Origin of the sequence: Streptomyces sp. ISL-12 (assembly GCF_018614415.1) — a bacterium.
Lineage (GTDB): Bacteria > Actinomycetota > Actinomycetes > Streptomycetales > Streptomycetaceae > Streptomyces.
Map to the genome: position 1 here is coordinate 62363 of NZ_JAGGOO010000016.1, position 12855 is coordinate 75217.

Here is a 12855-nt window from a genome sequence, read left to right on the forward strand (position 1 = left end):
CTCACCCGGACCACGTCGTGTAGAAGCTGCCCGGGTTCACCAGGTACCGCACCGTGGGGTGCGGCACGTGGCGCACCCGGTGCCCCCGGCCGTACCGGCGGATCAGCTCCCAGTCCTCGCGCGGCAGCACCCGCGGTGTCCGGCGCAGCCGGCTGAAGTGCAGGGAGCCGTCGCGCCGGGCGACGAACGCGTTGGTGTCGAGGAAGGACTCCCGGGCCGCCCGGCGCCGGTCGAACGGCACGGACAGCACGTCCCGTTCGGTGCCGTCCGGCAGGACCCGGCGCAGCGCCGTGTACACGCCGTCGGGCCCGCCGGGCGCCTCCAGCACGGCCAGCGCCCGCTCCAGGTGGTCGGGCTCCCACAGGTTGTCGTCGTCCAGGAACGCCACGTACCGCGACCGCGTCAGCCGGATGCCCACGTTGCGCACCACCCCGGCCACCCCGGTGTTGCGGGACAGCGACACGGCGAACAGCCGGGGGTCGTCGGGCAGCTCCGGGAGCCCGGCACCGTCGTCCACCACGACGACGACCTGGTCCCGCGCGGTCTGCGCCAGCGCCGAACGGACCGCCGCCCGCAGTTGCTCGGGCCGCCGGTGGGTGGCGATGACCGTCGCCACCAGGGCGGCCGGCGGGGGAGCGAGGGCCGCCGCCAGCCGACGGGTCTCGGCGTTCTCCAGCCGGCGCAGACGCAGCGCGGAGGGCAGCAGCAGGACCTTGTTGCGCAGCTCGAACAGGACGATCCAGCCGAAGGCGTGCTTGAGCAGCTCCCACGGGGCGCGGACGATACGTCGCATGATCCTCTTCCTCAGCCGGCCGGCTCGGGGACGACCGGGGTACCGTCGGAGAACCGGTTCCCGCGCCAGACGTTGCCCGCGCCGCCCGCGTTCCAGGCGGTGACCGGTCCGTAGAAGCCGCTGTTCGGGTGGTAGCGGGTCGAGAAGACGTTGTCGGTGACCCTGATGCCGGTGGCACCCTCGCCGCCCCCGTACAGGGCGTACGCCCCGCCCGCCAGGAGGTTGCCGTCGATCACCGTGTCGGAGACCCGGCCGGTGTCGGCGAAGGCCCACGGCGGCCGACGCCCCGCGGTCCACGGGCGCGGGGTTGAGCAGGGTGTTGTGCCGGATCACCAGCTCGCCGTCGTTGCCGCCGCCGCTGATCACCGCGTCGAGGTGCTGCCACTCGCCGCCGTTGTTGCGGAAGGCGACGAGATCGTGGACGTAGCTGTCATGGATGTGCCCCTGCCCCATGGACAGGGCGTTGCCGAACACCGAGATGTCGCACCAGCCGACCTCGACGGAGCTGGTGCCCATGTTGGACACGGCGTAGTTCACCCCGCCGTTGTCGGGGCCCTCGCCGGGGACCGCGGTGATGGTGCTGTGCAGGATCCGCAGCCCGTGGTGGCCGGGGCGCAGGTTGACGCCCCACCAGTTGGCGGAGGTGATCCGGGAGTCGACGATGGTGACGTCGTCCGCGTAGATGTCGAGCGAACCGGTGATGTCCTGCCCCTTGATGACCGCCCCGTCGGTCCGCACGCTCAGGTCGCCCGTGGACTTCGGCGTGAGCCGGACCCGGGGGCCGGTGCTGCGGGCGTCGGGGAACGCGGCCTCGACGGGTGCCGCCGAGGTGGCGGGCGGGGGGACCGGTGACGAGGGGCTGCCCGTGGCCGCCGACGGGGAGCCGGTCGCCGAGGGGGCCGCCGAGGTGCCGGGCGGCGCGGTGGCGGAAGGGGCGCGGGCGGGCGGCGGGGAGCCGCTTCCGGCCGGTCCGCTCGCCGCGGGGCCGTCCGTCCGCGCGGGGCCCGTGGAGCAGGCGGCGGTCAGCAGCAGAGCCAGACAGGCCGTCAGACGGCGGCGCCTCGTCATACGGTCTCCGGTGTCTTGGAGCCGAGCAGGAAGCGCCGGCCGGGCAGCACGCACACCACGTAGCAGGCCAGGGCGCTGGTGCCGATGACGAACAGGGCGAGGGTGCCGTCGCCGAGGAGCCGCCGCTCGGCGAGGACCACCAGGGTCATCACCGCCCCCGCGAGGAACGGCCAGGCACAGGCCCGGCCGACGGCGGCGAGCCCGACCCCGGCACGGCCGAGGGCGTACAGGAACACGGGGACGATCAGCCCGGCGGCGACCAGGACGTGCCCCTGCGCGACACCGACGATGCCGTCGAGCCGCGCACCCGCGATGAGGACGGGAACGAGCGCGGCCACCCACAGGCCCTGTACGAGGATGAGGGAACGGCGCTGTCCGGCGGCGACCAGACAGTCGTAGGCGAGTTCGCAGCCGATGCGGATCAGGCCCAGGGCCATCAGCCACGGCAGCGCGGCTGCGGCCGGCACCCAGGTGCTGCCGTAGACCAGCTCGACGACGGGCGCGGCGAGGCCGCCGAGCAGCACACACAGCGGCACGGTGCCGGCCACCAGGACGCCCAGCGCCCGGCTGAAGCCGTCGGCGAGGGCCCCCGGGGAGCCGGCGAGCCGGGAGAACCCCGCGAAGGAGACCCGTCGGGCCGCCTCGGAGATGACCCGGACCGGCCACCCGGACATGTTGAACGCCAGTACGTAGAAACCGAGCGAGACCCCGCCGAGCGTGGAGCCGACGACCATGGTGTCCACGTTGACGACGGCCAGGGCGAGCAGGCTCGCACCGGCCAGCGGCAGCCCGAACCGCAGGAGGGCGCGCGCCTGTTCGGGGTCCCAGCCGAACCGCAGCGTGCCGGGCGCGGCCACGGCGCAGCCGACGAGAGCGGCGACGTTGCCCGCCACCGCGCCCCACGCGAAACTCATCGCCCCCCAGCCCGCGAAGGCCAGCATCAGGGTCACCGCGGTGCTCAGGACGAAGTTCAGCGCGTCGATGACCATGCGCTTGCCCTGGGCGAACTCCCGCGTCAGGAAATTGGCCGGCACCTGCGCCACCCCGTCGATCACCAGGCACAGGCACATCACCCGCAGCACACCGGTGGCGTCCGGCGAGTCCAGCAGTCCGGCCACCGTCGGCGCCGTGACGAACAGGCCCGCGTAGAGCAGCACGCTGGACGCGGTGGCCAGGGTGAGCACGGTCGGCGCGAAGCGGCGCGGATCGCCGTCCCAGCGGACGACGGCCAGGCTGACGCCGAGTTCGTTCGCGGAGAGCAGGACCAGCAGGACCGTCTGGGCGATGCCGTAGACACCCCACTCGGCCGGGCCGAGCGCGAAGCGCGCCAGCACGATGCCGGTGGCGAAGTTGCCCAGGCGCATGACCATCGTGTTGGCCAGGCTCCAGCCCGCCGCGGAACGCACCTTCCGGCCGAGGGAGCCGCTGTCGGGAGCGTCCGAACCGGGGGAGTGCCCGGCGGGGGTGTCCGCGGCGGGGGTGTGCGGGCCGGCCGTGTCCGCGGCGGGGGTGCCGCTCGGGTCAGCGGCGGTCCCGCTGTCCGGTGGGCGAACGCTGTCCATGGGTCGGCTCCTCGTCGAGCGGCTCGGCGGCGGGCGTCACGGCCGGGCGTCCCGCCTTCGGCTCCGCAGGGGTCCGGCGATCGGTGGCCCGGGACCAGGCGGGCGGACGCCTCAGGGCGATGGTCCGGTCCGCGACCGGCTCACCGGGCCCGTGGGTGCTGCCCGGTTCCGGCGTGTCCCGGTCCCGCGTGTCCGACTCCGGCGCGTCCGGCTCCGGCGTGTCCCGGTCCGGTCGCGCGGTGTGGTCCGGCTCCGGGGCGGAGCCCGGTCGCTGTGGCGCGTGCGGCCGGCGGCGCGCTTCTACCCAGAACACGGCGACCAGGCTCAGCACCAGGCCCAGCCCTCCGGCCATCACCAGGTACTGGAGCCGCGTCTTGGTCTGCGCCACCGGCTGCTGCGGGGCCACGACCGTGGTCATCCGGATCATGGCCTTCGGGTCGACCGACTGCTGCCGCTGGAACTCCTTCAGCCGCTCCGCGGCGTACGCCGTCAGCAGCTTGTCGGAGGCCAGTACGGCCTTCTCGTCCGTGCCCGTGACGGTCAGCCACATCAGCGGCCCCTGGGCGTTGTCGGCCAGCTTGGCCTCGAACGTGCCTGTGGCACCACGAGACTTCAGCTCCCGCACGGAGCTGTCGGAGTTGAGGTTGCGGGCCAGGCCGTCGGCCATACCGGTGAGCGAGGTCTGTGTGCTCAGGAACGGGTTGCCGTCGTAAGCGACGGTGGCCTTCTGGGAGTTGAGGAGTACCACCGTGCTCTGCGACTGGTACGTCACCGGGACCAGCAGGGCCACGGCGGCCAGCAGTGCGGCGGTCAGGAACAGCCCGGGCAGCAGGACGTACCAGCGCCTGCGCATGACCCGGAAGATCTCCGCGAGATCCATGGTGGTACCCCCTGGCGACCCGGCGTTCGACGAGCATATGCGGCAAGCGGATCATATGGGGAACGTCGGTCTCGTAGGCCTTGGTTGGTCGGTGGGCCCCGGTTGGTCGGTGGACCCGGGCTGGTCGGTGGACCCGGGCCGGTCGGTGGGCCGTGGCCGGGTGCGCGCGGTGCCGCCGCTCAGCAGCACCTCGGCGATACGGTCGCTCGCCCGGCCGTCCCACAGCGCGGGCCGGCGCGGCGCGGGAGGGGCGTCCAGCACCCCGTGCACGGTGCTCACGACGCGCGCCGGGTCCCGCCCGGCGAGCACGTTGGTGCCCTCCTCGACGGTGACGGGCCGCTCGGTGTTGTCCCGCAGCGTCACGCACGGCACGCCCAGGGCGGTGGTCTCCTCCTGTACCCCGCCCGAGTCGGTCAGCACGACCCGGGCCGCGTCCTGGAGCGCGATGAAGTCCAGGTAACCGGCGGGCGGCACGAGCCGGACGCCCGCCGGGACCCCCAGCTCGGCCAGCCGGCCGGCCGCGCGCGGGTGGGCCGGCAGCACCAGCGGGCAGCGGCCGGCGATCTCGCCCAGGGCCTTCAGCAGCCCGGCGAGCACCTCCGGGTCGTCCACGTTGGCGGGCCGGTGCAGCGTGACCAGGCCGTATCCGCCCTTGGTCAGTCCGAACCGGTCGAGGACGTCCGAGGCCCGGGCCCGCTCCAGGTTGGCCAGCAGCGTGTCGATCATGACGTTGCCGACCAGGTGGATCTGGTCCTCCCGGTACCCCTCGGCGCGCAGGTTGCCGGCCGCGTCGGGGGAGGGGGCCAGCAGATAGTCGCTGACCCGGTCGGTGGCGACGCGGTTGACCTCCTCCGGCATGCTCCAGTCACGGCTGCGCAGTCCGGCCTCGACGTGCGCCAGCAACGGGCCGGCCTTCGCGGTGACCAGGGCGCAGGCCAGCGTGGAGTTGATGTCGCCGACCACGACGACGAGGTCCGGGGCCACCTCGCCGAGCAGCGGCTCGAACGCGGTCATCACCCGGCCGGTCTGCTCGGCGTGGCTGCCGGAGCCGACGCCGAGGAAGCGGTCCGGCGGGCGGATGCCGAGGTCGGTGAAGAACACGTCGTTCATGGCCGGGTCGTAGTGCTGGCCGGTGTGGACGAGGAGCACCTCGGCGCCCCGGCGCTCCAGCGCGTCCATCACCGGTTTGATCTTCATGTAGTTGGGGCGTGCCCCGGCGACACAGATGATGCGCGGCATTGCTTCAGAGCACCTCGATCGTGGGTCCGGACGGCAGCCGTCGGCGGCAGTCGAGGACGAAGGGGGCGTGTTCGGCGACGAGTTCGTAGTCGAAGGAGTCGTGGTCGGTGAGCAGGACCACCACGTCGGCGGCCTTCAGCTCCTCCGGTTCGAGCTCGACCCGCACCAGCCGGGAGTCCACCGGCAGGCTCTCCACGACATGCGGGTCCGCCGCCCTGACCTGCGCACCCATGTCGAGCAGGAGTTGGGAGATGCGCAGCGCGGGCGACTCGCGGGCGTCGCCGGTGTTCTTCTTGTAGGCGAGCCCGAGCAGCAGGACGCGGGAACCGTTGACGGACCGGCGTCTGGTGTTGAACAGGTCGGTGATCCGCCGTGTCACGTACTCGGGCATGTGGTTGTTGACGTCGTTGGCCAGCTCCACGAAGCGGAAGCTCTGGCCGAGTTCGCGCTGCACCCGCCAGGACAGGTACGAGGGGTCGATCGGCAGGCAGTGTCCGCCGACGCCCGGCCCGGGCGTGAACCTCATGAACCCGAAGGGCTTGCTGGAGGCGGCGTCGATGGCCTGCCAGACGTCGATGTCCAGGTGGTGGGCGAACATCGCGATCTCGTTGACCAGCGCGATGTTCACGTGCCGGAAGGTGTTCTCGAGGAGCTTGGCCAGTTCCGCTTCCTTGGGCGACCCCACCGGCACGGTGGTGTCGACGAGTCGGCCGTAGAAGTCCTGGACCGCCTTCAGCGAGGCTTCGTCGACGCCGGAGACGACCTTCGGGGTCTCCTTGAAGCCCCACACCGCGTTGCCGGGGTCGATCCGCTCCGGGCTGTAGCCGAGCCGGAAGTCGCTGCCCGCGGTGAGACCCGACCCCTCCTCCAGCAGCGGCCCGAACAGCTCCTGGGTGGTGCCGGGATAGGTGGTCGACTCCAGGACGACCGTGGCCCCGGGGCGCAGATAGCGCGCGAGGGTGACCGCCGACTCCTTGATGTACCGCAGGTCGGGGGTGCCCTCGTGGAGCGGGGTCGGCACCGTCACGACGGCGACGTCGAAACCGCCGCAGTCCCGAGCCGACTCGCTCGGTCGGTAGGTGCCGTTGTCCAGGGCCGCGCGGACCCGCTCGGAGGAGACGTCCTCCACGAAGGACTCGCCGGCCGCGAGGCTCTTGATCCGCCGGGTGTCGACGTCGTAGCCGATCACCTCGTGTCCGACCTCGGCGGCCCGGATGGCCAGCGGCAGGCCGACGTATCCCTGTCCGACCACGACGACACGCATCAGTGACTCCTGTTCGCGGGAGCGGTCGACGGGGTGAGCCGGATGCGCTCGCGGACCGTCATGAGGACGAAGGCGGCATTGGTGGTGAGGTAGCGCCGGCCCAGGCGGCGCGGTTCCTGCAGGGCCCGGTAGAGCCACTCCAGCCCTCGGCGCTGCCAGGACTCGGGGGCCCGCCGGGTGACCCCGGCCAGGATGTCGAAGGAGCCGCCGACCCCGTGCACGACCCGGGCGCCGGTGCGCGCGCCGTGGGCGGCGGTGAAGATCTCCTTCTTTGGTGAGGTCATGCCAAGGAAAAGCATGTGGGCGCCGCTCTCGGCGATGGATTTCGCGATCGTCTCCTGCTCGGAGTCGTCGAAGTAGCCGTTCCGATGGCCCGCCACCTTCAGTCCGGGGAACCGGACGGCGACCCTTCGCAGCATCTCCTGGAGCACCTCCTGCCGGGCGCCGAGGAAGTACACCGGGATGCCGGCCTTCTCCGCCTCCGCCAGCAGCCTCAGGAACAGGTCGATCCCGGCCACCCGCTCCGGCAGCGGGGCGCGCAGCACCCGCGCGGCCCAGACCACGGCCTGCCCGTCGGCGAGGACCAGGTCGCAGCCGGTCACCGCCTCCGCGAGCCGCGGGTCGCGCCGCATGTTGACCAGCTTCGCCGCGTTGACCACGCCGATCTCCAGCTGCCGGCCCTCCCGCACCGCGGCGAGGCAGCGCTCGACGGTCTGGTCCATGGTCAGCGGGTCCAGCTCGATCCCGAACAACGACCTCCGCCCGCTCATACCCGGCCCCCCTGCCAGGCGTAGAGCATCCAACCGAACTCGTACGGCCGGCATTCGCGGTCCACGGAAAGCGGGCGGTACACCCGGTCCAGGGTCCTCAGCCGCAGCCCCGCGGCAGCCCGCGTGGACAGTCCGCGCACCGCCCGCACGGCCTTCTTCGGGTCACCCCGGTAGACCTTGCGCCAGGTCACGCCCAGCTCGTCGAGGATCAACGGCTCCTGGGCGGACGGGTGTCCGGCCAGTTCCGGTACGTCCGTCATCCAGCGCAGGCCCTTGCGGAGAGCCGCACTGAAGTCGCCGCCCCCGGCCTCGGCCAGGTCGAACAGGGCGGTCGGCGCCATCGCGTGCTGGTGGACGCTGTAGACCGGATAGCCCTCCACGACACCGCCGGTGCGCGCGTCGTAGTGCCACCACCACTGGCCGCCCTCGCCCTGGAGCTCGCAGATACGGGCCGCACACGCCTCGGCCGCGGCCAGTGCCTCGGGATCGCCGGGGCCACTGGCGTGGGCGCGGGCCAGTGCCTGGAGCGGGTACGTCTGGTCGGCGAAGCAGCTCACGTGCGCCCGGTACCAGGGGAGCAGCCCGGGGCCGGTGGCGTGCGGGAACAGCGGGCCGCCGCCGGTGCGGGAGCGCAGCAGACGGCCGCGGGCCGCGGTGAGGTGCTCCTCCACATCGGCCGCGTCGCGGGCCGCCGCCAGCGCGGACAGCACCCACGCCGCCTCGACGGTGTACTGCGGCCGTCGGTGGTCGTCCAGCGCCGTCACCCGGGCCAGGGCGTCGGACAGCTTGGGGTGCCCGGTCTCGGCGGCGGCCCAGGCGATGAGCGCGGCGTCGCCGAGGTTGGTCACCGACGGCAGCGACTCCACCAGCAGGCCGGTGAACTCCTGGGCGGTACGGCCCGCGAGCACCGTCCGCTGGCGGTCCTCGGGCAGGTGGTGGACGCCGAGCGCGGTGATGGCCGCGTACCGCCTGCTGGTCCCGCGCTGCTCCACGCGCCAGGACCCGTCGGGCGCCCGCGTCCCGGCCAGGGTGAAGGCGAAGGCCTCCTTGCCCGGCAGCAGCATCGAGGGCAGGCCCGACTCGGCCAGGGACAGCAGCCGTTGTGCGAGCGGCAGCAGCGACGGTTCGTCACGACCGAGCGCCGCCAGACGTGAAGTGGTCATCTTCCGGACACACCAACCCCCCTGTGGGTCCTGTGTTCAACAGACTGTGTCCGTCGGGCCGCGACCGGCCGGACGGTGGAAAGGCAGACGTCAGACGCCGGATCGGCACGTGCTCCCGGCTTTGGACACAGGTGTCCCCATCACCCCGTAACCCCCCTGGGCACGACTGGCTCGTGTGCTCATTGTGCTCGGTCTGCACACTTCGTACACATGTTATGCCGGTAAGTGTTCGAGGAATCGGGCTTTGCGAGAAACAGCTGAAAACAACTGGGAACGCAGGGACCGGCGTCAGGCGCGCTCCACCAGTTCCCCGTCCTTCTCGTCGTACAGCGCCCCCGTCTCCGGGCACTCCCAGGCGCCCGGCGTGCCCGCGCTCTCCACCAGCCGGACGCCGGCCCGGCCGACCCAGCCGATCCGGCGGGCCGGAACGCCCGCCACCAGCGCGAAGTCGGGTACGTCCCGGGTCACCACGGCGCCCGCCGCGACCAGCGCCCAGCGGCCGACGCGCACCGGGGCCACGCAGACCGAACGGGCCCCTAGCGAGGCCCCCTCCTCGACCACGACCGCCACGGCCTCCCAGTCGCCGCCCCGCTTCAGCCGGCCCGTCACGTCCACCGACCGGGGGAAGTGGTCGTTGGTGAGCACCGCCGCCGGGCCGACGAACACGCCGTCGGCGAGCACCGCGGGCTCGTAGACCAGCGCGTAGTTCTGGAGCTTCACGTTGTCGCCGATCCGCACCCCGGGGCCGACATAGGCTCCCCGGCCCACGACGCAGCCGCTGCCGAGCCGCGCGTCCTTCCGGATCTGGGCCAGGTCCCAGACCGCCGACCCGTCGCCGACCGTGGCGGAATCGTCGACCTGGGCGGTCGGCTGAACCCTGAAGCTCATGTGGTGGAACCTTTCTGCCGAGGTGGGGGCCGGGGTGGAGTGCTATGAGGAGACGCTGTGAGGAGACGCTATGAGGAGATCTGCACCTTGCTGTGGTCGCCGAGCACGAACCGGTGCGCCGACGGGTTGCGCGGGGCGGGCGTGACCTCGACGTCGCGCCCGATGAGCGAGGCCTCCACCCGCCGTACGCCCGTCACCGACGAGCCGCGCAGCACGATGGAGTACTCGATCTCGCTGTCCACGATCCGGCAACCCTCGGAGAGCGAGGTGAACGGGCCGATGTAGGCGTTCTCGACGACGACGCCGGCACCGATGACCACGGGGCCGACGATCCGGCTGCGCACGACCCGGGCGCCCTCCTCGACGCGCACCCGGCCGATGATCTCGCTGTCCGCGTCGACCGTGCCCGCCCTGAGCGGTTCCACGGTCTCCAGCACCGACCGGTTGACCTCCAGCATGTCGGTGACGTTGCCGGTGTCCTTCCAGTAACCGGAGACGGTCGTGGAGCGGACGTCGCGCCCTTCGTCGATCAGCCACTGGATGGCGTGCGTGATCTCCAACTCCCCGCGCCAGGAGGGCCGGACGGCGCGGACGGCCTCGTGCACGGCCGGAGTGAAGAGGTAGACGCCGACGAGCGCGAGGTCGCTCTTGGGCGTCCTCGGCTTCTCCTCCAGCCCGATCAGCCGCCCCTGGGCGTCCAGTTCGGCCACCCCGAACCGCCCGGGATCGGGGACCTTCGTCAACAGCACCTGAGCGTCCGGACGTTCCGCGCGGAAGCTGTCCACCAGCGGCGTGATCCCGCCGACGACGAAGTTGTCACCGAGGTACATGACGAAGTCGTCCTCGCCGAGGAACTCGTGGGCGATGAGCACCGCGTGGGCCAGACCCAGCGGTTCCTCCTGCGGGATGTAGGTGACGTCGAGGCCGAACCGCGAACCGTCACCGACCGCCTCCCGGATCTCCTCCGCGGTGTCCCCGACGACGATCCCCACCTCGGTGATCCCGGCGTCCGCGATCGCCTCCAGGCCGTAGAAGAGCACCGGCTTGTTGGCGACGGGAACCAACTGCTTGGCGGACGTGTGGGTGATGGGACGTAAACGAGTACCGGAGCCACCGGACAACACAAGTGCCCTCATGCGGAGCACCCTACTCATGCCGGAACGGTCGACGGAGGGATTCCGCACACACCTTCGACTGGGGGGCGGACGCCGAAACCGTGTCGCAGACACGGGGAACTTGTGCAGTTTTGCGGTCGGCGGCATGGAACCCGGACGAGGCCGCCTATTTCGCCGTCCCTCCGCCGCCGACTCCGTGATAGCACGGAGCGACCGAGTCGAAAGGGCTTACGACCTCATGGGTATCTTCAGCCGTCGCCAGAGCGCGACCGCCGAGCAGGCGTCACCTGTCGACTTCCGTGCGCCGGTGGAGGAGGTCACGCCCGCCGGTGTCGCGCTCGACCCCAGGCTGCGCGCGCTGACCGGTGAGTGGACCATCGACCGTCCGCACAGCCGCATCGGGTTCTCCGTGCGGCACGCGATGGTGACGACGGTACGGGGCTCCTTCGCCGACTACGACAGCAAGCTGTACTTCGACGGGGCCCGGCCCTCCGAGTCGCGGGCGCACCTCGTCATCAAGGTGGCCAGCGTCGACACGGGCGTGGAGCAGCGCGACGCCCACCTCGTCGGCGCCGACTTCTTCGACGCGAGCCGCTACCCGGAGATGGTGTTCCGCAGCACGTCCACCGTGCACGAGGGCGGGGAGAACTTCCGTATGACGGGCGACCTGACCATCCGCGGCATCACCCGGCCCGTCGACCTCCAGCTCGACTACCTCGGCTCGGTCATGGACCCCTTCGGCTACGAGCGCGCCGGTTTCGACGGCACCACCACGATCGACCGCACCGAGTGGGGCCTGGTCTACAACCAGCGCCTCGAAGCGGGCGGGGCGATGGTCAGCGAGAAGATCCGGCTGCAGTTCGACATCTCCGCCATCCGGGCGTGAGGTGATACCGGGGCGGGAACGACACCGGGACGGTCCCGCCGCCGGAGGCGCTCCGCCGGCGAGCTGCCGCCGCCCGGCGCCGCCGTCACTCGCAGAACACCCGCACCTTGGCATCGGGGTCGTCGACGTCGACGGAGACCTCGTCGAGATGCTCGATGAGGTCGTCGAGGTGCTGCTGCTTGAGCTCGCCGAGGTCGATCGGCACCCCCGCCTTGCTCAGCTCCGTGTTGACCTTGGTGATCGCCTGGGGAGGGAGGAGGCTCGTGAGCCGGACCCCCGCGCGCAGCAGTTGCAGCGGCACCCGGATGTTGACCCGGCTCGCCCCGTCACCGGAGTCGTCCGCCGCGTCCACCAGCACGCGCAGGTACTTGGGGCGGGACTTGGGGCCGGAGGCGCCCGGCGGTGACGCGGGCCGGTCCTGTTCCAGGGCGGCGATCAGCCGCTCGGCCGCATCCGCGGTGATCTTGCCCTCGGCCAGCATTTCCAGGACCTGACGGCGTTGTTCGTTCATCGCCACTGTCTCTCCTCCTGCTCATCTGACGCTTACCAGTACGGCCGTGCGGTGGTACTCCAGCTCGAACCGCGTGCCGGGCAGCGCCCACAGCACGCGCCCGGCACCGCGCAGCGCGCCCAAGGGGCGCACCCCGGTGGCGAGGCAGGCGACGACGGCGCCCAGTACGGCGAGCAGGATCAGCGGGGACAGCACCAGCAGGACCAGCGGGACCGGGATGTACAGCCGCCTCCGGCGGCCGTCCGGACGTCGGAGGCCCACGGTCACGAGGCAGGGGATCACCGGGAGCCCTCCAGCTCGGCCAGTGCCTCCTGGGCGCTGATCTCGCCCCGCCGCAGTCGGCCGACCACGGCGGCGGCGTCGACGGGCGCGGGGTCGGTGTCGACGAAGTCGAGCTGCTCGGCGATCCGCTTCAGCCGGGACTTGACCGTCGGGTAGCTCACCCCGAAGATCCGCTCCATCTCCTTGATGGAACCGTGCGACCGTACGAACGCGGCGACGAACACCTGGTCGTCGATGCTGAGCTGGGCCAGCTGCGGGGGTTCGAACTCCCCCTCGATCGCGACGCCGCCGCGTGCGAGGCGGACCCGCTCGACCACGAACGGCTGCCCGCGCGTCAGGTCCGTCAGTTCCTGCCAGTCCACCCTCGGCTCCCTGCTCTCGGCGACGCGCTCACTGTTCATTTGTATCTTGAGATTTTTAAGTCGTCAACGCTC

General features: G+C 71.9%; 13 protein-coding genes. 1 reads left to right on the forward strand and 12 read right to left on the reverse strand.

All coding sequences use genetic code 11. The features are described from left to right. Nucleotide 1 precedes the first annotated feature (1 nt). The 9 genes from J7I94_RS38120 to J7I94_RS04890 form a co-directional block, all read right to left on the reverse strand. Nucleotides 2–1861, reverse strand: a complete 1860-nt coding sequence (locus J7I94_RS38120) for a glycosyltransferase (protein ID WP_251074664.1) — start codon at nucleotides 1859–1861, stop codon at nucleotides 2–4. Next, nucleotides 1858–3423, reverse strand: coding sequence for an oligosaccharide flippase family protein (locus J7I94_RS04855; protein ID WP_215165358.1), 1566 nt, complete (start codon nucleotides 3421–3423; stop codon nucleotides 1858–1860). The genes J7I94_RS38120 and J7I94_RS04855 overlap by 4 nt, the downstream gene beginning before the upstream one ends. Continuing rightward, a complete protein-coding gene (locus J7I94_RS04860) occupies nucleotides 3383–4303 on the reverse strand; it encodes a chain length determinant protein (RefSeq protein WP_215165359.1) in 921 nt (306 codons plus the stop codon). Before J7I94_RS04860 ends, J7I94_RS04855 begins: the two co-directional genes overlap by 41 nt. A gap of 51 nt (nucleotides 4304–4354) precedes the next feature. Continuing rightward, nucleotides 4355–5542, reverse strand: a complete 1188-nt coding sequence (wecB, locus tag J7I94_RS04865; RefSeq protein WP_215165360.1) for a non-hydrolyzing UDP-N-acetylglucosamine 2-epimerase — start codon at nucleotides 5540–5542, stop codon at nucleotides 4355–4357. A 4-nt stretch (nucleotides 5543–5546) separates the two neighbouring features. Beyond that, nucleotides 5547–6806: a nucleotide sugar dehydrogenase gene (locus J7I94_RS04870; RefSeq protein WP_215165361.1), complete on the reverse strand. Its 1260-nt coding sequence runs from the start codon at nucleotides 6804–6806 to the stop codon at nucleotides 5547–5549. Beyond that, a complete protein-coding gene (locus J7I94_RS04875; protein ID WP_215165362.1) occupies nucleotides 6806–7576 on the reverse strand; it encodes a WecB/TagA/CpsF family glycosyltransferase in 771 nt (256 codons plus the stop codon). The genes J7I94_RS04870 and J7I94_RS04875 overlap by 1 nt, the downstream gene beginning before the upstream one ends. After that, complete coding sequence (locus tag J7I94_RS04880) at nucleotides 7573–8739, reverse strand: hypothetical protein (protein WP_215165364.1); 1167 nt, start codon at nucleotides 8737–8739, stop codon at nucleotides 7573–7575. Before J7I94_RS04880 ends, J7I94_RS04875 begins: the two co-directional genes overlap by 4 nt. A 288-nt stretch (nucleotides 8740–9027) precedes the next feature. Next, complete coding sequence (locus tag J7I94_RS04885; protein WP_215165367.1) at nucleotides 9028–9627, reverse strand: acyltransferase; 600 nt, start codon at nucleotides 9625–9627, stop codon at nucleotides 9028–9030. Nucleotides 9628–9695: 68 nt separating this feature from the next. After that, a complete protein-coding gene (locus J7I94_RS04890) occupies nucleotides 9696–10763 on the reverse strand; it encodes a glucose-1-phosphate thymidylyltransferase (protein ID WP_215165368.1) in 1068 nt (355 codons plus the stop codon). A 217-nt stretch (nucleotides 10764–10980) separates the two neighbouring features. Between J7I94_RS04890 and J7I94_RS04895 the strand changes: the two genes are divergently transcribed. After that, a complete protein-coding gene (locus J7I94_RS04895; RefSeq protein WP_215165370.1) occupies nucleotides 10981–11628 on the forward strand; it encodes a YceI family protein in 648 nt (215 codons plus the stop codon). An 85-nt stretch (nucleotides 11629–11713) separates the two neighbouring features. Here J7I94_RS04895 and J7I94_RS04900 read toward each other — a convergent pair whose 3' ends face one another. The 3 genes from J7I94_RS04900 to J7I94_RS04910 are packed head-to-tail and all read right to left on the reverse strand — an operon-like array spanning nucleotide 11714 to nucleotide 12822. Next, nucleotides 11714–12139 (reverse strand): hypothetical protein, encoded by a 426-nt coding sequence (locus tag J7I94_RS04900; protein WP_215165372.1) that lies wholly within the window; start codon nucleotides 12137–12139, stop codon nucleotides 11714–11716. A 21-nt stretch (nucleotides 12140–12160) separates the two neighbouring features. Next, nucleotides 12161–12406, reverse strand: coding sequence for a hypothetical protein (locus J7I94_RS04905; RefSeq protein WP_308114498.1), 246 nt, complete (start codon nucleotides 12404–12406; stop codon nucleotides 12161–12163). An 11-nt stretch (nucleotides 12407–12417) separates the two neighbouring features. Continuing rightward, complete coding sequence (locus tag J7I94_RS04910) at nucleotides 12418–12822, reverse strand: DUF2089 domain-containing protein (RefSeq protein WP_251074665.1); 405 nt, start codon at nucleotides 12820–12822, stop codon at nucleotides 12418–12420. Between the last annotated feature and the right edge of the window lie 33 nt (nucleotides 12823–12855).

What these genes read in the sequence shown, in the direction of transcription:
- J7I94_RS04900 (WP_215165372.1), bottom strand. Translation starts at nt 12,139, where the DNA reads ATGAACGAACAACGCCGTCAGGTCCTGGAAATGCTGGCCGAGGGCAAG.
- J7I94_RS38120 (WP_251074664.1), bottom strand. Translation starts at nt 1,861, where the DNA reads ATGACGAGGCGCCGCCGTCTGACGGCCTGTCTGGCTCTGCTGCTGACC.
- J7I94_RS04890 (WP_215165368.1), bottom strand. Translation starts at nt 10,763, where the DNA reads ATGAGGGCACTTGTGTTGTCCGGTGGCTCCGGTACTCGTTTACGTCCC.
- wecB (WP_215165360.1), bottom strand. Translation starts at nt 5,542, where the DNA reads ATGCCGCGCATCATCTGTGTCGCCGGGGCACGCCCCAACTACATGAAG.
- J7I94_RS04860 (WP_215165359.1), bottom strand. Translation starts at nt 4,303, where the DNA reads ATGGATCTCGCGGAGATCTTCCGGGTCATGCGCAGGCGCTGGTACGTC.
- J7I94_RS04880 (WP_215165364.1), bottom strand. Translation starts at nt 8,739, where the DNA reads ATGACCACTTCACGTCTGGCGGCGCTCGGTCGTGACGAACCGTCGCTG.
- J7I94_RS04910 (WP_251074665.1), bottom strand. Translation starts at nt 12,822, where the DNA reads ATGAACAGTGAGCGCGTCGCCGAGAGCAGGGAGCCGAGGGTGGACTGG.
- J7I94_RS04875 (WP_215165362.1), bottom strand. Translation starts at nt 7,576, where the DNA reads ATGAGCGGGCGGAGGTCGTTGTTCGGGATCGAGCTGGACCCGCTGACC.
- J7I94_RS04870 (WP_215165361.1), bottom strand. Translation starts at nt 6,806, where the DNA reads ATGCGTGTCGTCGTGGTCGGACAGGGATACGTCGGCCTGCCGCTGGCC.
- J7I94_RS04855 (WP_215165358.1), bottom strand. Translation starts at nt 3,423, where the DNA reads ATGGACAGCGTTCGCCCACCGGACAGCGGGACCGCCGCTGACCCGAGC.
- J7I94_RS04895 (WP_215165370.1), top strand. Translation starts at nt 10,981, where the DNA reads ATGGGTATCTTCAGCCGTCGCCAGAGCGCGACCGCCGAGCAGGCGTCA.
- J7I94_RS04885 (WP_215165367.1), bottom strand. Translation starts at nt 9,627, where the DNA reads ATGAGCTTCAGGGTTCAGCCGACCGCCCAGGTCGACGATTCCGCCACG.